We start from the raw sequence: 19,944 nt of genomic DNA on the forward strand, positions 1-19,944 counted from the left end.
CGGAGCGGCGCACGGGACCGGGGATCATGGCCGGGCGAGGCGCGCGACCCGGTCGTGCAGGCGCTGCACGTGGTCCTCGGACTCCGGCTTCATCAGGACGCTGCGCAGGATACGGGCGCCCTCGGCGTCGGCGGTGACCTCCGGGTGGCGTGCGGTGAAGGCGTCGCGGCCGGCCTTGAGGGTGCTCAGGAACACGGGATCGCCTCCCGCCATCCCGTCGGCCAGGACGCGCGCCGATGCCGCGTCGACACCGCTGAGGGTCGCGGGCTCCACCGAGGGGAAGTAGCCGACGATGTCCAACTCGGGCCGCTGGTAAAGCTCCAGGGCGTCCGAGGCGGTGATCAGGTCGGCCCAGTGCAGGGCGGCCCGGCGGCCGGCGCCGAGGACGCGGCCGAGCCCGTCGGGGGTGGGCGGGAGGACCTGGAAGGTGAGCCACAGGGCGGCGGCCGAGGCGCCGGCGCGGGAGCATTCGAGGCTGATCTCGCCGAGGTGCAGCTCGCTGGACGTGAAGTAGGTGTAGGGCGAGTCATGGAGGTAGAAGCGGCCCACCTCGGGGTCGCGGAAGAGGACGGCACCGCAGCCGTAGGGCTGGAGCCCGTGCTTGTGCGGATCGACGACGATCGAGTCGCACCGGGCGATCGCCCGCCAGGGCTCCGCCGGGAGTCCTTCCGGGCCGTCGGCGCCGGCGAGCAGGGTGAAGAACCCGCCGTAGGCCGCGTCGACATGGAGCCGGACCCCGTAGCGGTCCCGCAGAGCGAGGGCGGAGTGGACCGGGTCGACGGCTCCGAGGCCCGTGGTGCCCGCGGTGAGCACGACCGTGCCCACTTCTCCCGTCCGCAGGATGCCCTCGAGCGCGTCGATGCTGATCCGGCCGCGGTCGTCGGTCGGGACGGGGTACCCCTTCATGCCCAGGACGTGGCACATACGTCCGTGGGTGTAGTGCGCGTCGGCGCTGTAGGCGATGCCGCGGCCGGGGTGGAGTTCGCGGGCGACGAAGAGGGCTTCGAGATTGGCGATCGTGCCGCTGGTGGTGAGGTGGCCGAGGTGGGTGTCGTAGCCGAACATCGCGGCCAGCTGGGCGACGGCCTCGCGTTCCATGCGGGCGGTGGCCGGGCCGCCGTCCAGGGCGTGGTTGTTGGGGTTGATCAGCATCGTCGCGAGGTGGCCGACGACCGCCGCCGGGTGCGGGGGCTTGAGCATCTGCCCCGCGTAGCGCGGATGGAAGAAGGGGTAGTTCTCCTTCAGTCTTCCGGTGAGCTCCTCGAAGGCGACGGCGAAGCGGTCGTCGTCGACGAAGAGGGACGGGTGCTGCTCGTAGGGGCCGAAAGTGTCGGCCCACTGCTGTATCGCGTCGTTGGCCCGGCCGAGCCAGTGCTGCAGGTCCACTGATCTCCCTCTCTGCCGACGTGGTGGGTGATGGGTGTCCACCTTAGGCAATTGTTGACTGCTCAGCAATTGATTGCTCAGCAATTGAGACGGCAGTAGGTGAAGAAGCAGTAGGTGAAGAGGCAGTAAAGTCGGCCGGGTGAACCCCGCGAACCGAGAGAACGACGATGCGGCCCGCGCCGCCGGCAGCAGGCTCGTGCAGGACTTCGGGCTGCTGATCAAGGCCGCCACCCGCCTGGAACAGCGGATCGACACCGTCCTGCGCCGGGAGTGCGAGGTCAGCCACACGATGTTCGAGGTCCTCATCCGGCTGTGCCGCCGCCCGGACGAGGAGATCTCGCAACGCCGGCTCGCCGACGACCTCACCCTCACCAGCAGCGGCATCACCCGCCTGATCGACCGCATGGAGGGAGCGGGCCTGGTGCGGCGCGGGCCGGCTCCCGGAGACCGCCGAAGCGTCCTGGTCGAGGCGACCGATCACGGTCGGGCGGTGTTCCTCCGTGCTGCCGCCGTGCACGCGCAGGTCGTCGAGCGGTACTTCGTGGCGCCGGTGGCCCGCGCCGACTACGCACGACTGACCCACGCGCTGGGCGAGATCGACAAGGCGCTGCGCGACACCTGACAGCGCGGAAGGGCCCCTGGATCAGGGGGTGTAGACCGCGGTCCGGGGAGCCGTCGGCATGTTGCCTCCGATGAAGAAGCTCGGGTGCGGGGGCTGGTTGTAGGCCGTGTTCTGCCAGGCGAGCGCCGTGCGGTACTGGGTGTCGTGGAGCAGAGTGGTGATCTTCGTGCTGGTCTGGTTCGGCGTGGAGTAGATGCGCAGCGCCTTGTTGTCACTCGTGCGCCAGATCACCTCCTCGCGCCAGTCGCCGAGGATGTCGCCGGACAGGACCGGCGTGGACTTGGTGCCGTTGTTGGAGGCGACGCCGGAGCCGGTCAGCAGCCGGGTGTCGCCGGACGTGCCGTACTTGTCGATGCGGGTGCCGTCGAGGAGCTCGCGGACGGGGTCGCCGTCCCACCAGGACAGGAAGTTGATGCTGGAGGGCTCCCGGCCCAGGGAGGCGCCGGTGGCCGAGCGCAGGGTGGTGTCGGCGGCGGACCACGCCTCCGCGCCCGCGCTGCCGGCGTAGACGTCGGCGGCGACGCCACGGCCGTTGTCGGAGCCCGACGCCGTCTGCCACAGGATCTGGCCCGTCCGGGCGTCGGCCATCCAGGAACCGGGCTTGCCGGAGTCCTCGGAGACCTTGAAGTACTCCAGGCCCGCGCGGCCGGGGTTGAGGTCGCCGACGTGGCCGGCGTCGCCGTGGCCGAACCGGGTGGTCCACAGCCCGCTGCCGTTGTCGTCCACCGTCATCGCACCGTAGACGATCTCGTCCCTGCCGTCGGCGTCGACGTCGGCGACGGAGAGACTGTGGTTGCCCTGGCCGTCGTAGCCCTTGCCGCTGTTGGTGGAGGAGGTGGTGTCGAAGGTCCAGCGGCGGGTGAAGGCGCCGCCCCGCCAGTCCCAGGCGGCTATCACCGTGCGGGTGTAGTAGCCGCGCGCCATGATCAAGGAGGGGCGGGCGCCGTCCAGGTAGGCGGTGCCGGCGAGGAAGCGGTCGACGCGGTTGCCGTAGCTGTCGCCCCAGGAGGAGACGGTGCCGCGGCCCGGGGCGTAGTCGACGCTCTGCATCGCCTTGCCCGTCTGGCCGTTGAACATCGTCAGGTACTCGGGCCCGGACAGGACGTAGCCGCTGGAGTTGCGGTGGTCGGCGGAGGAACTGCCGATGGCCGCGCCGGTGCCGTCGCGGGTGCCGTCGGCGGTCTTCATGGCGACCTCGGCCTTGCCGTCGCCGTCGTAGTCGTAGACCTGGAACTGCGTGTAGTGGGCGCCGGAGCGGATGTTGCGGCCCAGGTCGATGCGCCACAGCCGGGTGCCGTCGAGCTTGATGCCGTCGACGATGGTGTTGCCGGTGTAGCCGGACTGGGAGTTGTCCTTGGCGTTGGTGGGCTGCCACTTGAGGACGAGGTCCAGGACACCGTCGCCGTCGAGGTCGCCGACGGAGGCGTCGTTGGCGTCGTAGGTGTAGGCCGAGTTGCCCGGAGCGGTACCGCCCGCGGGCGGGGAGACCGGCACGTCCTTGTATCCCGTGCGGAACTGGACCGCGGGCGGGGACGCGGCCTGCTCGGTGCCGTTGACCACGGCGCGCACCGTGTAGTCGGCCGAGGCCGCGCCGCCCGCGTCGAAGTAGTTCGTCGAGGCGGTGACGGGGGAGGAGTTGAGTCTGGTGCCGCCGCGGTAGACGTTGAACGACACGTCGTTCGGGTCGGTCGCCAGCCACCGCCAGGCCACCAGGTTTCCGCTGCCGGTGTGCACACTGGTCAGTCCGCGGTCGAGCTTCTCGACCTGCCGGGCGGTCGCCGCGCTCGCGGTCTGCGGCAGTGCGACGAGTGCGGAGACGGCCAGTGCGGCGGCGGAGACGCAGCCGATGAAGCGGCCGCCCGGCCGGAAGGGCGATCGCCGGGATCGTGGGGCGGTGCGGGGACGCCGGTACGGATCGGTCACGGTGGCCTCCGGGGCGTGGGGGGTATGGGAACGCTCCCATGGGGTGGGAGCGTAAGAACGAGCTGATGCCTCGTCAAGGATTCTGTCCAGTCTGCTGTTCGGACCTGTTCGGGTCCGTGGTTTTCCCCGGTGCCTGTGTCGCTGCGCTTGGTACTCATCCACATGAGCGAGGAGTACGCCCGTCACAACGGCCACGCCGAACTGCTCCGCGAGCGCATCGACGCAGCGATCGCGCCGGTGAAGCCGGGACCGGCTCTCCATCGCACCCGCCCCGCCCGCCGGCCCCGGCGGTCACCGCACTTGGTCGTGTCCGGGCGATCACTGGTCCCATTACGGTGGTTGTGGTGGAGGGGGCCGGTGAGTGCAGTGAAGATGAGCCGCGCGGAGGCAGTCGCGCTCGTGCAGCGCATCATGGATGCGGACTGCGCCTCAGATGACGAGGTGGCTGGATGGCTGGACAGGCTCGGCAGAGCCCTGGCATGCCGCTACGGTCACGTCAGTGACTTGATCTTCTGGCCGCCGGAACGGGACCTTTCGGCTGATGAGGTGGTCGATCAGGTCCTGGCGTATCGGCTGGTTCGCCTCGGCCCTTCGACCTAGTACCGGCCGGCTCCCAGGGTGCCGATGTAGGCACCACTAGACAGGTCCAGGTCGTGGCTACCGTCGGAGAAGATGTTGCTCACCGACCTATCATGCGATCCCGGCCCTCCACCTGCTTGGAGAAGACGCATGACGGATGCGAGCACCGGCAAAGTGGTCGTGAACAGGGTGATGTCCCTCGATGGGTTCATCGCCGGTCCCGGCCACACGATGGACTGGATCTTCGAGCACATGACGTCGGAGACGTTCCCGGAGGTCATGGCGGCCACAGGCGCCATGCTCATCGGCCGGGGCACGTACGAGGTCGGCAAGCGCATGTCCGACGAGAACGCCGACTACGAGGGAGGGGCGCAGTTCGTCCTCACCCACCGCCCGCCCGACGAGCCGGACCCCAACGTCACCTTCCTCACCTGCGACATCGAGGAAGCCGTGGCCAAGGCACGCCGCGCCGCCGGCGACAAGAACCTGGAGATCCTCGGCGCCGACGTGGCCGCCCAGTGCCTGCAGCGCGGCCTCGTCGACGAGATCCTGGTGTACGTGCTGCCGGTGCTGCTCGGCGACGGCGTCCGCTTCGCGCCGCCGGGCCTCCACCGGATCGACCTGGAACCGTTCAGCAACGTCCAGTCGGGCGGGGTCACCATGCTGCGTTTCCACGTGCGCAAGTAGGCACGGTCGCAACTACTAGCAGTGCTGATCACCGGCTCCGGCCGCGCGGAGAGCTTCGCGCACGCAGCCGCTCGGGGTGTCGGCTGTATTCACCTGTCGGCAGGTACGGTCCGCTGAACTCTCATTCGGTAACCGTCAGTTGCACCTGCGTCATGCATGACGATCTACCGGAGCCCGCCCCGCTACCGGAGTGAAACCGCCGATTGATCACAACTGGATACGCTCCCTAGGAGGTTGGCCTCAACCGTCCCTGGTACCTCGGCCTGTGGGGAAGGAACGCACTGCGGTGTGGCTGAGCCAGCCCGCTGCCGCCCCGACCGTGTACCAGAACAGGTCCGGTGGATTGAAGGTGGAACCGAGCATGAGGCGGACGAGGGTGCTGCGCTGGGAGAGTTCTGCGGGTACCTGGCTGAGCTGTAGAAACTCGACTGCCCAACTGACGGTCAGCGCGCTTGCGGCGGCCCGCAGGGGCGTGACCCGTGGCCTCACCAGAACGACAAGAGTGAGCAGCAAGATCGTGTACAGCGCGTCTCCACCGTACTTGGCCACGTTCCCTGCCGCCACGGCCCTGAGCCCCAATCCCATGCCGACGGTCATCACCGCGGCCCCGGCAGCTGCCAGTCGGATCCGGAGTGGGTCTGCGGCGCCGTCGTACGTTTTGGGGATCAGGGTCACAATGTCATATTGCCGGACGGCGGGGGTTCGCAGTGGAGCACACAACATGCCGGATGCAGCGAGCGGAACCCTTTCGCAGTCTGCGCGTCCAGGGCGTTGGCATCCTGGTCGACGTTCTCCGCAGGCATCGCCGCTCGCCGTAGACCTTGAGGCCTTCGCCATGCGCCATGGTGGCTGCGTTCTGTCAGGATCAGGGCCGTGCCGGTAGCCAGTGCGAGCTTGTCGGTGCGCATCGCCACGCCGCGTCATCGCTTCAGGTGATCACGGGCGGGGGCGGCTTCAGGTACTCGGTGTGGGCACGGCGCTGTACGAGACGCCTTCCACGGGCCGCACGTGGTCCGGAGCGCGGACCCCAGACCCGGTACTCGGCAGGCTTCACCGAGTCCGCAGGGGCCGTCGCGGTACGCCGGTAGGCCAACCTCGTACCTCCAGCCGTCGGGCGCCTTGCGCCGGGACCACAGACGGGCGAGACCTCCTGGTCCCCGGGCCCCGGATGGGCACCAGCACCGGCTCGGAGGCGGAGGACGTCTTCATGCCCCCACCGCACGGACGGGCCCGGGACACCGCCCGGTGCGACCTGCGAGGTGGCGACACACACCGCTGGCCGACCGCAGGTTCCGGGCCGCTTGATCGTCGGCGGGCAAAGCCGGAGCCCCTGCCTTCACAGAGGTTGTGACCTGCGGCTATTGTTTCGCCGCTGTCGTGCGGACGAACGTGAAGCCGTCCATTCGCCTTGGGGGAGGGGATCGGCAGCCATCCATTCACTGTGGGGGCACATTGAACCTGCGTACGCGCCGCAGATCCGCGGCGCTCACCACTGCCACCGCGCTCGCGGCGGGCCTCATCGCCGTGCTTCCCGGGCCGTCCGCCGCCGTTCCCGGCAACTGGCCGGCCACCGACGGGAAGTTGCTCTACACGGACGTCGGCGGTCAGATGGCGTTCGTCCGTTCCGACGGGTCATCGTGGTCCCAGTTCCACCCGACCGGAGACCAGGGCGCCTGGTCCGCCGACGGCAGCCAGGTCGCCTTCGTGAACCACTACGACGACCACATCCGCACGGCATGGGCCGACTCCGCGGACACCGGCGTCGACATCGCCATGCCGTCGGGCAGTGGCTGGCATCCTGCCGATCCGACCTTCTGGTACGGCGGCGGCGACATCGTCTTCACGGCCGGCGGCCGGCTGCGGCTGACCGCGGCCGACGGCACCCGCACACCGAAGGCCCTGTTCGGCACCGATGTCGACGGCTGCGACTCCGAGCCCAGCGGCGCGGTGAACGGCATGCTGGCCTTCGTGCGCACGGGCACGAGCTGCGGGACCGCGGGCGCCCCTGCCGTCTGGGTCTACAACGGACGCTCCGGGGCGTTCACCAAGCTGGCCGACAGCGCGAAGGACCCGAGCATCTCCCCGGACGGCCGGTCGGTGGCCTTCACACGGTCGGTCGACGGGCACAGGCAGCTCTTCAAGGTCAACACCGACGGCACCGGGCTCACCCAGCTCACCACCGACGCCGTGGACCACCATCGGCCCGCCTGGTCGCCGCAGGGCAACCGGATCGCGTACGACGTTTTCGTCTCCGGCGACCCCGACGTCCCCAGCGGACCCCAGGTGTGGATCCACGACCTCGGCGCGGGCACGCAGACGCAGGTGCCCCAGGGCACCGGCACCGACGTGGCCTGGCAGCCGCTCAGGGACAACGCGATCTCCCGGGTCTACGGCTCCGACACCTACGACACCAACATCGCGTCGTCCAAGTGGACCTGGAACACGGTCGGCGCCGGCGCAACCAGTCTGCCGAACGCGAACGCGGCGGTGCTCATCAGCAAGTCCGACGCGGCCTACGCCACCACCGCGACATCGCTGGCCGGCAAGAAGCGGGGGCCGGTGCTGATGACCTCCGGGACGGGCCTGGACTCCTCGGTGCAGACGGAGCTCAAGCGCATGCTGCCCAAGGGCAGGACGGTATACCTCGTCGGCGGCACCAAGATCCTCAGCAGCGCGGTGGCGTCCAAGGTGACCTCGCTCGGGTACGTGGCCAAGCGGCTGTCCGACGTCTCGCGCTACTCGACCTCGGTGGCCGTGGCCAAGGCCATCACCAGCACGCCGAAGTACGTCTTCCTCGCCACCGGCACCGACTACCACAACGCCCTCGCGGCGAGTTCCGCCGCCGGTTCCATGGGCTCCGCCGGTACCGCGACCGTCCTGCTGACCGACGGTTCGACCATGACCGCGTCGGTCTACGGGTACCTCAACAAGTACAGTCCCGGCACGACGAAGATCATCACGGTGGGGACCGACGCCGAGTCGGCGCTGACCAAGGCGTACAAGGCCGGGAAGATGCCGAACTGGCCCGGCTCGTACAGCTACTACCGGGTCGCCGGCTCCACCCCGCAGTCGAACGCCATGCAGCTCGCCGACCTGTGGTGGTCTCTGCCGTCGAACGCCGCCGTGGCCTCCGCGGGGAGCTGGCGGGGCGGTGTCTCCGCGTCCTCGGCGATGGCCACGCATGGACCGCTGCTGTGGACCGACGTCACCTCGCTGTCGTACGACACCAAGCGGTACCTGATGCGGATGTCGTCGAGCATGTACCACGTGGCCGTCTTCGGCGGCTCGGGATCGGTCGACGCCTCCGTCCTCCCCAAGATCGGTGCGGCGATCGGCGTGGGCACCCACTACATCTACACGCCCTACTACAAGGGCGTGGCGCCGCAGACCACGACCGCGCAGCCGCTGTCCGGCGGAACCGGGTCCGCGCCGAGCCCGGATCTCGCGCCACTGCGGGTGACCGCCACGAAGTAGCCCGCGCGGACTTCAGGGCCCCGACCGGTCAACCGGTCGGGGCCCTTCGTCGCGGCCGCTCGGACGATGCTGCCAGCGCACCCGGGCCGACATGCTCATCCGCGAGGCCGCCGACCCGAGCCTGACCGGTCGGCAGCGCTGTGCTCTGGTGCGCAAGCTGCCCCATCAGGAGCACATCGCCCAAGGGGTGGAGCTGGCGACGGCTCTGAAGAAGGAGACCCGGACCGCACAGCCGCGGACCCCCGACAGTGAGACGGCGAGCATCTGACGTGACGTGAGCCAGCGGACGGACAGCAGGTCACGCGGTCGATGCCCGACACCAGCCGTGAGAGCGTCCTCGAGGAGCTGACCCGCGAGCAGGTCCGCGACGTCTCATGCCCGGCCTGCGACACTCCGCCCGGTACCTGCTGCACGCCAAGTGATCGTCACCCGCATCAGCCCCGAGTTGAATGGTTCAGTCGGAAGAGGGGGTCGTTCACGCCTACGGCGAGCAGGGCCAAGCTCGCCGAGCGGCTGGCGGCCACGGTCCGGGCCTGGGACCGCCACGTGCGAGCCGACGACAACGACAAGCACGCCGATCCCGCGCTGACCGCCCACCCAGCCGGCACGCCCGACGACTTGCTGCCCGCAGGCGACGTCCTGGACAAGGACCACTGCCGCCTGGTGTTCCGCCGGCCGGGGACGTGACGTGCCGCTGCCCCGCCCGTCGAGCAGCGCGGGGCCGACCTCCTGGCGAAGGGGATGTGACGGTAGAACCTGCGGCATATGAGGCGGTGTCCACCGCGCAGACGGCCCACGACGACAGGAACCGCGCCCGCGGCCGTCGCCCGGCAGTTCCAGGTGTCCGCATCGGGCCCGTGTCAGCGGTCAGCATCTCCCGACGATCTACATGATCAGCGTCACGTGTTTCCCCACCCGCACGGTCACACTTCCCCGTTGACCACCTGCCGGTGATCACGCCACGGACGACCGCGTCCGTCCACCCGCGGCAACAGGGTCTCTATTCGCTCCCACGCCGCATCCGTCAGTTCACCTCGGCCTGCCACAAGATCAATGATCGGAGTGCTCGAGCTCGAACTCCCGAGCGGGGTCGATTACGAAGCGGCTCAACCGGTAGGTGGTCGGCAGCCCCAGGCGCCCGCACAGCGTGTCGATCCGGATCATCGAACCGTCGACTCCCGCCTCTTGAAGACGGCGCAACCGCGTACGCATCTCCGCCTGGTCCCGAGTCTCAACGACCACTTCCCACTGCCCTACGTCTGGCGCAGCGCGCGCAGCAAGCCGCTGCCGCGCGTCCTCCTGCCGCCGCCTTCTCTTCCCCTGTCCTGGCACCCGCCCAGAATCACCGGCCGGTGCCAGGACGGCAAGGCAATTGAACCGAGCACCTACACACTCGGTGATCATTTGTCAGACAGGCCCTAGCATGGCCAGCGGCATCTCAACACGCCGCCGGCCTCATGTCCGGCCGGCACCGACCGACGGCAGGGAAGACGCAGCACGATGACGGGGCTCAGCGACGCCGACGCACTCGACGACCCGGTGGGCCAGTCCCTCCGCGGGCACCACGCACATCTCGCCCGCCGCCTCGGTGCCGCCGCCACCTACGAGCCCGGGGTCGCGACCTTCTCCGCGGTGCCCGCCGAGCCGGACGCGCAAGCATGGGCCGACCTGGCCAAGCTGCTGGGGCCGGGCGAGTTCGCCGACATGTTCAGCTGTCCGGCCGTTCCGCCGCCGGACTGGGAGCCCGTCTTCGTCCTGGAAGGCCGGCAGATGATCTGGGCCGGCCACACCGGCCCGGATCCGTCAGGTGCCGAGACCGACTCCGGCATCGTCGAACTCGGCGCCGAGAGCGTGCCCGAGATGCTGGACCTCATCGAACGCACCCGGCCGGGGCCGTTCTGGCCCCGCACGCACGAACTCGGCAGCTACCTCGGAATCCGCGAAGGCGGAAAGCTGGTGGCGATGGTGGGGGAGCGGCTGAAGCCTCCCGGGTGGACCGAGATCAGCGCCGTCTGCACCGCCCCCGAGGCACGCGGCCGGGGGCACGCCGTCCGCCTGCTGCGCGCCCACATCGCACGCGTCGTGGCAAGGGGTGATCGCCCCTTCCTGCACGTGGCCGAGGAGAACAGCGGGGCGCTCGCGCTGTACGAACGGCTCGGCTTCGAGACGCGCAAGCACGTGACGTTCCGTGGCTTTCGCACCCCGTGACGCATCGGACCGGCACGCACCGCCCTCCCCGTCCAGGCCGGACGCGGCACACGCCCCCGCGACCTGCCTCGCTCCTGCGCTGAACAAGGCCCCTTTCCATCCGTCACGATCACCGACGCAGCCGTGACCGTGTTTCGGTGAGCAGGATCACGTTCAAAGCAAGTCCGTACTTCGTCGAACCGATCCTTCACGCAACCATGGTCGGAACCGGTCGAGTCGTCAGTTGGTTTCCTGAGGGACAGAGGGCGCGTATGGACATTCGGCAGCTGGAATACTTCCTTGCGATTGTCGATCGCGGAGGGTTCAACCGTGCGGCCTCTGCTCTGTACGTGTCGCAGCCGTCGCTGTCGCAGGCCGTGCGGGCACTGGAGCGTGATCTCGGCTCGGAGCTGTTCCATCGCATCGGGCGCAGGGCAGTCCTGACGGATGCCGGAAGAGCCCTGATCGAGCCTGCCCGGGAGGCCGTGCGGAGTCTGGAGACGGCGCGGGCGAGTGTCGCTGCGGTGCACGAGCTGCGTGAGGGGCGCCTGGACGTGGCGTCGATGCCGTCGCAGGCGGTGGAGCCGCTGACGAGCTTGGTGAGTGCCTTCAGCCGCCGTTATCCCGGTGTCTCTGTGGCGATCAATGCGGCGTTCACGTCGCGCGATGTGATCGACATGGTGCGTACGGGGGCGGTGGAGTTGGGGCTTCTGGCTTCCGCTGGTCCTCTTTCCGAGAAGGAGGTCGTCTCGTATGCGCTGGGGCGGCAGCGTTTCGTGCTGGTGGTGCCTGCCGACGGCCCGTTCGCCGGCCGGACGGCGGTGGAGTTCCGGGAGCTTGCGGGACAGCGGCTGATCGTCGGGCAGTCGGGTACCGGGATGCGTGCCTACGTCGACGCGTTGCGGGAGCAGGGCATCGAGTTCGCCGTCGCCGTCGAGACCGAGCACCGGGTGTCGCTGATGCCTCTGGTGCTGGCCGGGGTGGGGCTGGCGGTGGTCACGGAATCCTGGCGGGACCTCGCCGGGCGGCTGGGCGCCCGGGTCCTGGACATCGAGCCGGAGAACACCTTGGACATCGCCCTCGTCGCCCGCCGCGGCAGCCTCTCGCCCGCAGCCGCAGCGTTCGTCACGGCCGCGACCTCGGCCGCCGACAGCTGATAGGTACCACTTATAAGGGAGATCCGCTTTGCGTCTTGGACGCCCCACGGACCACCCTGCTGCAATCGACGCCATGACGACGAACCACCGCATTGCCCTGATCCCGGGCGACGGCATCGGCGCCGAGGTACTGCCCCCGGCACGGCAGGTGCTCGATGTGCTCGGCCGCCGCCACGGCTTCAGCCTGTCCTACACGTCGTACGACGACTGGTCGTGCGAGCGGTACCTGCGGGAGGGCGCCATGATGCCCGCCGACGGGATCGACCAGCTGCGTGACAAGGACGCGATCCTGCTGGGCGCGGTGGGATACCCGGGGGTGCCCGACCATGTCTCGCTGTGGGGGCTGCTGATCCCGATCCGGCGCAGCTTCCGCCAGTACGTCAACCTCCGGCCCATCCGTGTCTTCGAGGGCGTCGACAGTCCGGTGCTCGGCGCACGGCCGGGCGAGGTCGATTTCGTCGTCGTGCGGGAGAACATGGAGGGCGAGTACAGCGAGGTCGGCGGCCGGCTCAACAGAGGCTTCCCGGACGAGATCGCCGTGCAGGAGGCCGTGTTCACCCGGGCCGGCGTCTCACGCCTGCTGGACTACGCCTTCACGCTCGCCTCCAGGCGCGGCGGCCGCCTGACCTCAGCGACCAAGTCGAACGGCATCGTGCACACCATGCCGTTCTGGGACCAGCTCGTCACCGAGCGGGCCGCTTCGTTCCCGGAGGTGGCCTGGGACCAGGAGCACATCGACGCGCTCGCGGCCAAGTTCGTCCTCGAGCCGGCCCGTTTCGACGTCGTCGTCGCCTCCAACCTCTTCGGCGACATCCTCAGCGACCTCGCGGCCGCCGTCGCCGGATCCATCGGCATCGCCCCGGCGGCCAACCTCAACCCCGAGCGGGACTTCCCCTCGATGTTCGAGCCGGTGCACGGTTCCGCGCCCGACATCGCGGGCCAGGGCATCGCCAACCCGCTGGGCGCGATCTGGTCCGCGGCCATGATGCTCGACCACCTCGGCCATCCCGCCGCGGCCAGGGACATCACGGACGCGATCGCCTCGGTCCTGGCCAAGAGCGATGTCCGCACCCGCGACCTGGGCGGAACTGCGACCACCGCCGAGTTCACCGACGGGCTGATCGAGTTCCTCTGAGCCGTCTCTATCTGTCTCAAGGTGGCTCACAGCATGGGTTGACCTGCGGGTTTCCCGGACTGATAGTGAGCGCCACTCCCAGGGGGACCGAACTCCAGAACAAAGGAGCGACCTCATGAGTATCCCGAAGCGCGTCGCCGTGATCGGCGCCGGCAGCATGGGCAGCCAGGCCATGTGGCGGCTGGCCGCCCGCGGAGCCGAGGTCATCGGCTACGACCGGTACGCGCCGGGCCACGACCGCGGTGCGGCCGGGGGTGAGAGCCGCATCTTCCGAGCCGCCCACCTCGGCGAGCCCGGGTACATTCCGTTGTTGCGGCTCGCGGACGGGCTGTGGGAGCAGCTCCAGGCGGAGACGGGCCGGTCGCTGCGACGCCGCAGCGGCAGCCTCGTGATGGGAGAGACCGTCTCACCGGCCATGCGTCTCCTGCTGTCCACCAGCGCCGCCCATGGCCTGGATCACGAGGTGCTGGACCGGGAGGAACTCGCGCGTTGCTACCCGCAGCACCGTCTCCCGGACGGGCACACCGCGGTCCTCGACCGGTTGGGTGCCGTCATCAGGCCGGAGGCGTCGATCCAGGCCGCCGCCGCCCGGGCCGAGCAGTTGGGCGCCCGGCTGCGCCGCTATACCCCGGTGCGGGAGGTCGCCCGCGCGGCGGGCGGCGGGGTACAGATCGTCACCGACCAGGGCACGGACCACGTGGACGCCGCGGTGGTGACCGTGGGCCCCTGGGTCAACACCCTGCTCCCGGACCTGCCACAGACCGTCGACGTCCGCCGGGTGCTCTGCTCCTGGCACCTGCCCACCCGCCACGACTGGTTCGCGGGCGGTGCCCCTTCCTTCGTGCGCGCCGCACCCCACGACTGCTTCGGAATCCCGTCGCCCGACGGCATCTCCGTCAAGCTCGGTCTCTCCTTCAAATACCATGCGCCGGTTCCCGAGCCCGAACGGCTCGACCGTACGGTCCGCCCCGAAGAACTCGGCATCTTCCGCGAGCTCATCGGTGACCTCATGCCCGACCTGAACCCCGACCCCATCCGGCTGTCGGCCTACATGGAGGGCTACACCGACTCCGGAAACCCGCTCGTCGGTCATCTCCCCGGCGAGGACGACATCATCGTCATGGCCGGGTTCTCCGGCAGCGGCTTCAAGCTGTCGCCCGCCATGGGGGAGATCGCCGCCGACCTGGCGCTCGACGGCACCACGGAGCACCCCATCGACTTCCTCGCTCCGGCAGGAGCCGGCGCCGCCTGATCCCCGGCGAACGCCGACGTCATCACCCGCACCCCGACACCCCTGTCATGGGCATGCCCGAAAGCGGTGTGGCCCGTAACCAGTTCCCCGAAGCAGGAAAGTGAGCACTTCCATGCCCATTCCCTCGTTCCAGTTCCGCCCGACGTACGTCTCCTTCGACTGTTACGGCACGCTGATCGAGTGGCCGATGACCCCCATCACGCGTGAACTCGTCGGCGACCAGATCCCGGCCGAGCACTGGGAGCAGTTCGTCAAGGAGTTCCGCGGCTACCGCTACGACTCGGTCTGCGGCGAGTACTGCCCCTACGAGCAGACGCTGCAGGACGCCTTCGAGGGTGTCTGCCGCAAGTGGGGCGTGAAGGCCGCCCCGGACGCCGGCCAGCGCTTCGCCGACGGCGTCCGCAGCTGGGGCCCGCACGCCGACGTGCCGGAGCCGCTGAAGAAGATGGGCGAGAACTACAAGCTGGTGATCCTCTCCAACGCCGACGACTCGTTCCTCCAGGAGAGCGTGCCCCGGCTCGGGGCGGACTTCCACGCGGTCTTCACCGCGGAGCAGGCCGGCTACTACAAGCCCCGGTACGCCGCCTTCGAGTACATGCTCGACCAGCTCGACGCGTCCCCCGAGGACTTCGTGCACGTCTCCTCGCACACCCGCTACGACCTGATGCCGATGCACGACATGGGCTTCCGCAACCTCGTCCTCCTGGACCGTGGCTGCGACCCGGTCACCCACGGCTACGAGTACGTGACCGTGAAGTCCCTGGACGAGCTCAACCGGATGCTCGGCATCTGACTCGCTGGATTTCTGCCGTGCGGCATCGGGGTCACGACACGGTCAGGTAGATCTTGCGCACCGTTTCGATGGTCTTCCAGACACCGACATAGCCCGGCTTCATGACAAAGCTGTCGCCTGCCTTGTAGACCACCGGCTCGCCGCCTTCCGGCGTGAGTTCGACGACGCCGGAGAGGATGTGGCAGAACTCGAACGTCTCGCCCTTGATCGAGCGCGTCTCGCCGGGCGTGGCTTCCCAGACGCCGGTTTTGATCGTTTCCCCGCAGGCGGCGTCCTGGGCCCAGGTCTTGTAGGCCGGGTCGCCGGAGATCAGGCGCTCCGGCAGTGGGCCGGACTCCTGGGGTGCGAAGGAGGGGTTGGGATCGATGGTCTTCAGGAGCGACATGCTTTTCCTTCTGAGGGTTCAGGAACGACGCAATACGAGGGCGGACGCCACCGGTGGCGTGGATCGTCCGACCGGTTGCCGTCCATCAAGTGTTTCCGGGGTCCCGCACGGGGCCGACGGGTGATCTGTCCGTTGCGGACACGATGTTCGGACGTTGTGTCAGGAGGGGGCTGGGAGGCGGCACGAACGGCCCCGTGCGGCCCGGGGAGGTGCTGAAGCTCCGGGACGTCAAGGAGACGTTCCGCAAGGTGTACAGCATCGGCAGGTGACGAGCCCCCTCACCAGGCCGCGTCCTCCCACTGCTCCAGCAGGGCGTCGGCCGACACCTCCTCGGGTTCGGCCTCCGGACTCCGGGTGGACTGTTCGGTCCAGATGACCTTGCCGCGGGCCATGTAGCGCGTTCCCCACCGCCGGGCGAACCGGGCGACGAGGAACAGTCCCCGCCCGCCCTCGTCGGTGATCGCGGCCCTGCGCAGATGGGGTGAGGTGCTGCTGCCGTCGGCGACTTCACAGATCAGGCTGTCGCCGTCGCGCAGCACCCGCAGCCGGATCGGTCCGATGCCGTAGCGGATGGCGTTGGTGACCAGCTCGCTGACGATCAACTCGGTCGTGAAGGCCAGCTCCTCCAGTCCCCAGACCCTGAGCCGCCCGGTGACGTCCGCCCTGATGCCCGCCACGACCGCCGGATCGCCGGGCACCTCCCACTCGGCCACCCGCGAGGGGTCCAGCAGCCGGGTGCGGGCGACGAGCAGGGCGATGTCGTCGCTCGACCGGGCGGGCAGCAGCGCGTCGAGGACGTCCTGGCAGGTCTCCTCCGGAGAGCGGCGGGCTCCGGCCAGAGCGTGGCGCAACGCCTCCAGGCCGGTGTCGATGCCCCGCTCTCGGTCCTCGACCAGACCGTCCGTGTAGAAGACCAGCCGCGAGCCCTCGGAGAGACTGACCTCGGCGGTCTCGAAGGGTTCGGCGCCGCCCAGGCCGAGCGGCGGAGAACCGGGCACCCGCAGGTACTCCACGGTGCCGTCGGGATGCACCAGGGCCGGCTCCGGATGCCCGGACCGGGACAGGCAGCACATCCCGGACGCCGGATCGTAGACGGCGTAGAGACAGGTGGCGCCCGCGACGCTCTCGTGGTCACGCTCCCCGTTCTCGTCGCTGTCCATCCGCGCGACCAGCTCGTCCAGGTGCCCGAGGAGCTCGTCCGGGGGCAGGTCGAGAGCGGAGAAGTTGTGCACCGCGGTACGCAGCCGGCCCATCGTGGCCGCGGCGTGCAGGCCGTGCCCCACGACGTCGCCGACCACCAGGGCGACCCGGGCACCGGGCAGGGGAATCACGTCGAACCAGTCGCCGCCCACGCCCTCCAGGGCGGGCAGATAGCGGTGGGCGACCTCGACGGCCGCGTGGTCGGGCAGGGAGCCCGGCAACAGGCTGCGCTGCAGTGACTCCGCCAGGGTGTGCTCGCGGGTGAAGCGGCGGGCGTTGTCGACGGCCACCGCGGCCCGGGCGGCCAGTTCCTCGGCGAAGGCCAGATCCTCCCTGCCGAAGGGAGGGCCGGTGGAGCGCCAGAAGCTCGCCATGCCCAGCACCACACCGCGGGCCTGGAGCGGCACCGTGATCAGGGAGTGGAAACCGAGGTCCAGCACGCGCCGCGCGCGCTCGGGGTCCTGGGCGCTCATCCAGCCGCCCGGAGCCGTCAGGTCGACGTCCAGGACCGCACGGCCGCGCTCGGCACCGACGGCCGCCGGCGACGAGGGGACGAAGCGGATCAGCTCACCCACCGGATAGAGGGACCGGGCACCGTCGACGCCGTGCACCGCCACCCGGCGCATCTGCGGACCGGGCCCGGCCGACACCGCACCGCGCAGGATCGGATCCAGCAGATCGACGGTGGCGGTGTCGGCGAACCGGGGGACCGCCACCTCGGCCAGTTCCTGGGCGGTGCGCACCACGTCCAGCGTCGTTCCGATCCGCACTCCCGCCTCGTACAGCAGCCCCAGCCGCTCCCGGGCCACCTCCGCCCGGCCCGCCAGCGCCCGCAGCTCCGTCGTGTCGCGCAGGGTCGCCACGCTGCCCGCCGTGTGGTCGTCCGGGTCGACGGGCCGCACATTGACCGCCAGCAGCCGGTCGCCGGCCAGGTGCACCACGTCGGTCGCCGGCCGGCCCGCACCCAGCAGCTCGGCGGTGCCCGCCTCCAGACCGAGGTCCGTGAACCGGCGCTCCTCGGCATCCGCGGGCAGGTTCAGCAGCCGCCGCGCCTCGTCGTTCGCGAGCAGCAGTCGGCCGTCGCTCCCGACGATCAGCACGCCCTCACGCACCGCGTGCAGTACCGCGTCGTGATGCTCGTACATGCGGGTCATCTCGGACGGATCCAGGCCGCGGGTCTGTCGCCGCAACCGCCACGAGACCAGTGCGGTGCCGCCCGCGGCCACCGCGAGCGCGCCGCCGGCGAAGCCCAGCAGCTGGGGCAGCTGGTCCATCACCACGTCGTCCACGCTGGCCACGGTGACCCCGACGGACACGAAGCCGACGATGGTGATCCCGTTGGTGTCGTAGACCGGAACCGTCGTGTCCACGGCAAGACCGAGACTGCCCTCGAACGTCTTGGTGAACGGCCGGTCGGCGGCGCCGCCCTCGCGCACGGCGTAGATGTGCTTGCCGATCAGCTTCGGGTCGGGATGGGTCCAGCGGAAACCCTGCGGATCGAAGGTCACCACGTAGTCGACGCCGGTGTTCTTCCGGGCGTCCTCGGCGCGCGGCTGGAGCAGCTCGGTGGGGTCGCCGGACTTCATGGCGTCCAGCGTCCCCGGGGCCCGGGCGAAGGACTGGGCGACGCCCTTCGAGAGCTGACGCGCCTCCTGCGTGCTCGACTCCCGCGCCTGCACGACGAGGGCTCCTCCCGCGGCGGCGGCGAACAGCACCATGATCACCGACTGCAGCAGGAACACCTGGCCGGCGACGCTGCGCACCCTCGGCAGGGCCCGCCATCGCGCTCCCGGAGACCGGGCGCCCGACTCCTGCCGCGCGTCCGGCTGCCCTGGCCGTCGTGAGGCCGACCGGGTACGCCCCCCGCTGCGCGGGGAGGAGCGGAAGGCCGAGATTCGACCGGGGTGCCGGGACATACCGACTCTTTACCATGCACGTTCATATTCAGCCATATGGCTGCATTCGGTCGGTCAGGTGCGGGTCCACTCCAGCCAGCGCCTGGTCACCGCGTCACGGTTCTCCAGCCACCAGTCGATGTCCAGGTCGAAGCCCGACAGCAAATGGCCGGGAGTGCTCGCCAGATGCACCGCGGTGGACTCGGTGAGGTACCCGTAGGCGGCGGGCACCACGGGGCCGTCGGGATAGAGCCGGGCCATGTGGGCCTGCACCTCGGGCCGCAGCGCGAAATCGATCAGCCGGTAGGCGGCGTCCGGGTTCGCCGAGCCCTTGGGAATGCCGAAACCGTTGCTCTGCCTGCGGGCGCCGTTCCACTCGTAGGCGAGGGGAGCCCCGCGCCCGAGCAGGCTCTGGAGCCGGCCGGCCCAGGTGCTGGTGGCCATGACACTGCCGCGGGACAGCAGCTCACCGGGCTCCGCGCCGTACTCCCAGAACGTCCGCACCGAACCCCTGACCTCGTCCATGACCTTGAAGGCCCGGTCCACGTCGAGGGGGTAGAGCCGGTCGAGCGGCACACCGTCCGCGAGCAGCGCGAACTCCAGTTCCGGCCAGTCCACCTCACCCTGCAGCGCGCGGCTGCCCGGGAAGCGCCGGAGGCTCCAGAAGTCCGCCCAGGACTCGGGCTTCCTCCCGCCGAACGTGTCGGTGCGGTAGGCGAGGACGCTGGCCCAGTAGCTCTTGCCCACGCCGTTGGGGGTGAGCAGCGACTGGGCGATGCCGGCGTTCCGGGTGTTCTTCAACCGGCCGTAGTCCAGTGGCTCGGAGGCGCCCTCGTGCTCGAACAGCACCAGGTTGGACATGTCGATGTCCATGACGTCGAACCGCGGGCGGCCTTCCTTGATCTGGGCGAGCATCTGCTCGTGTCCGAAGTCCACGACGGTGATCCGGATGCCGGTCTCCCTGGTGAACGGGTCGTAGACGGCCTTCCGGTTCGCCTCGCCGTAGGAACCGCCGAAGTTCCGCACGACGAGCACTCTGCTGCTCTCGGCGGCACTCCGTCCGGTACGGGTCTCACACCCCGTGAGCGAGGCTGCGGCCGCGCCGGAGGCGAGCCCTCCGACTCCGGTCAGGAAGGCTCTGCGGTCGAGTGCGATGTCTCCCACCGGCTGCCTCCACAGTGCCCTCTGGATGATCCGTGACGGAGGGTGTCTCCTGGTCGGCCTGTTGCCTCGTGCATCTTTGGTCAGTGTTTACCAGGAAAAGTGCCT

18 protein-coding genes and 2 pseudogenes are annotated in these 19,944 nt (G+C 69.7%); 12 read left to right on the forward strand and 8 right to left on the reverse strand.

What is annotated here, in order from left to right; all coding sequences use genetic code 11:
• Positions 1-24 precede the first annotated feature (24 nt).
• Positions 25-1,386, reverse strand: a complete 1,362-nt coding sequence (locus RFN52_RS38075; protein WP_184853469.1) for a pyridoxal phosphate-dependent decarboxylase family protein — start codon at positions 1,384-1,386, stop codon at positions 25-27.
• 139 nt (positions 1,387-1,525) lie between these two features.
• On the opposite strand from RFN52_RS38075, the gene RFN52_RS38080 reads away from it, so the two are divergent.
• Positions 1,526-2,008 carry a MarR family winged helix-turn-helix transcriptional regulator gene (locus RFN52_RS38080; protein ID WP_184853470.1) on the forward strand — a complete coding sequence of 161 codons (483 nt, stop codon included), beginning with the start codon at positions 1,526-1,528 and terminating at the stop codon, positions 2,006-2,008.
• A 21-nt stretch (positions 2,009-2,029) separates the two neighbouring features.
• On the opposite strand, the gene RFN52_RS38085 is transcribed toward RFN52_RS38080, so the two are convergent.
• Positions 2,030-3,931 (reverse strand): rhamnogalacturonan lyase, encoded by a 1,902-nt coding sequence (locus RFN52_RS38085; RefSeq protein ID WP_374050200.1) that lies wholly within the window; start codon positions 3,929-3,931, stop codon positions 2,030-2,032.
• 102 nt (positions 3,932-4,033) lie between these two features.
• On the opposite strand from RFN52_RS38085, the pseudogene RFN52_RS38090 reads away from it, so the two are divergent.
• The 3 genes and pseudogenes from RFN52_RS38090 to RFN52_RS38100 all read left to right on the forward strand — a co-directional run.
• Positions 4,034-4,162: pseudogene (locus RFN52_RS38090) on the forward strand (mycothiol transferase); the annotation flags it as partial.
• A 126-nt stretch (positions 4,163-4,288) separates the two neighbouring features.
• Entirely contained in the window at positions 4,289-4,531 is a 243-nt protein-coding gene (locus RFN52_RS38095) for a bacteriocin immunity protein (protein ID WP_374050201.1), read from the forward strand.
• A gap of 129 nt (positions 4,532-4,660) precedes the next feature.
• Positions 4,661-5,197, forward strand: coding sequence for a dihydrofolate reductase family protein (locus tag RFN52_RS38100; protein WP_184853471.1), 537 nt, complete (start codon positions 4,661-4,663; stop codon positions 5,195-5,197).
• Positions 5,198-5,437: 240 nt separating this feature from the next.
• Here the strand turns inward: RFN52_RS38100 and RFN52_RS38105 are convergent, their stop codons facing one another.
• Together RFN52_RS38105 and RFN52_RS38110 are read right to left on the reverse strand one after the other, a co-directional pair.
• Positions 5,438-5,794: a ribosomal maturation YjgA family protein gene (locus RFN52_RS38105; RefSeq protein ID WP_311241257.1), complete on the reverse strand. Its 357-nt coding sequence runs from the start codon at positions 5,792-5,794 to the stop codon at positions 5,438-5,440.
• Between the two features lie 74 nt (positions 5,795-5,868).
• Positions 5,869-6,105 (reverse strand): hypothetical protein, encoded by a 237-nt coding sequence (locus RFN52_RS38110; protein ID WP_311241161.1) that lies wholly within the window; start codon positions 6,103-6,105, stop codon positions 5,869-5,871.
• 544 nt (positions 6,106-6,649) lie between these two features.
• On the opposite strand from RFN52_RS38110, the gene RFN52_RS38115 reads away from it, so the two are divergent.
• The 3 genes from RFN52_RS38115 to RFN52_RS38125 all read left to right on the forward strand — a co-directional run bounded on the left by RFN52_RS38115 (position 6,650) and on the right by RFN52_RS38125 (position 9,358).
• Positions 6,650-8,671, forward strand: coding sequence for a cell wall-binding repeat-containing protein (locus RFN52_RS38115; RefSeq protein WP_184853473.1), 2,022 nt, complete (start codon positions 6,650-6,652; stop codon positions 8,669-8,671).
• A 91-nt stretch (positions 8,672-8,762) separates the two neighbouring features.
• The gene (locus RFN52_RS38120) at positions 8,763-8,939 is read left to right on the forward strand and encodes a hypothetical protein (protein WP_184854238.1); all 177 of its coding nucleotides are present in this window, start codon (positions 8,763-8,765) and stop codon (positions 8,937-8,939) included.
• Positions 8,940-9,217: 278 nt separating this feature from the next.
• Positions 9,218-9,358: a hypothetical protein gene (locus RFN52_RS38125; protein WP_311241162.1), complete on the forward strand. Its 141-nt coding sequence runs from the start codon at positions 9,218-9,220 to the stop codon at positions 9,356-9,358.
• Between the two features lie 245 nt (positions 9,359-9,603).
• On the opposite strand, the pseudogene RFN52_RS38130 reads toward RFN52_RS38125, so the two are convergent.
• Positions 9,604-9,717, reverse strand: a pseudogene (locus tag RFN52_RS38130) (transposase); the annotation flags it as partial.
• A gap of 454 nt (positions 9,718-10,171) precedes the next feature.
• On the opposite strand from RFN52_RS38130, the gene RFN52_RS38135 reads away from it, so the two are divergent.
• From RFN52_RS38135 to RFN52_RS38155, 5 genes are all read left to right on the forward strand, one after another.
• Complete coding sequence (locus tag RFN52_RS38135) at positions 10,172-10,879, forward strand: GNAT family N-acetyltransferase (protein WP_184853475.1); 708 nt, start codon at positions 10,172-10,174, stop codon at positions 10,877-10,879.
• 251 nt (positions 10,880-11,130) lie between these two features.
• The gene (locus RFN52_RS38140; RefSeq protein ID WP_184853476.1) at positions 11,131-12,015 is read left to right on the forward strand and encodes a LysR family transcriptional regulator; all 885 of its coding nucleotides are present in this window, start codon (positions 11,131-11,133) and stop codon (positions 12,013-12,015) included.
• Between the two features lie 73 nt (positions 12,016-12,088).
• Complete coding sequence (locus RFN52_RS38145; RefSeq protein WP_184853477.1) at positions 12,089-13,150, forward strand: tartrate dehydrogenase; 1,062 nt, start codon at positions 12,089-12,091, stop codon at positions 13,148-13,150.
• Between the two features lie 115 nt (positions 13,151-13,265).
• Positions 13,266-14,402, forward strand: a complete 1,137-nt coding sequence (solA, locus tag RFN52_RS38150; RefSeq protein WP_184853478.1) for an N-methyl-L-tryptophan oxidase — start codon at positions 13,266-13,268, stop codon at positions 14,400-14,402.
• 112 nt (positions 14,403-14,514) lie between these two features.
• Positions 14,515-15,195: a haloacid dehalogenase type II gene (locus tag RFN52_RS38155; protein WP_184853479.1), complete on the forward strand. Its 681-nt coding sequence runs from the start codon at positions 14,515-14,517 to the stop codon at positions 15,193-15,195.
• Between the two features lie 31 nt (positions 15,196-15,226).
• On the opposite strand, the gene RFN52_RS38160 is transcribed toward RFN52_RS38155, so the two are convergent.
• From RFN52_RS38160 to RFN52_RS38170, 3 genes are all read right to left on the reverse strand, one after another.
• Complete coding sequence (locus RFN52_RS38160; RefSeq protein WP_184853480.1) at positions 15,227-15,580, reverse strand: cupin domain-containing protein; 354 nt, start codon at positions 15,578-15,580, stop codon at positions 15,227-15,229.
• Positions 15,581-15,858: 278 nt separating this feature from the next.
• Positions 15,859-18,696: a SpoIIE family protein phosphatase gene (locus tag RFN52_RS38165; protein WP_184853481.1), complete on the reverse strand. Its 2,838-nt coding sequence runs from the start codon at positions 18,694-18,696 to the stop codon at positions 15,859-15,861.
• A gap of 54 nt (positions 18,697-18,750) precedes the next feature.
• A complete protein-coding gene (locus RFN52_RS38170; protein WP_184853482.1) occupies positions 18,751-19,839 on the reverse strand; it encodes an ABC transporter substrate-binding protein in 1,089 nt (362 codons plus the stop codon).
• Positions 19,840-19,944 lie beyond the last annotated feature (105 nt).

This window comes from Streptomyces collinus (assembly GCF_031348265.1).
Taxonomy (GTDB): Bacteria; Actinomycetota; Actinomycetes; order Streptomycetales; family Streptomycetaceae; genus Streptomyces; species Streptomyces collinus.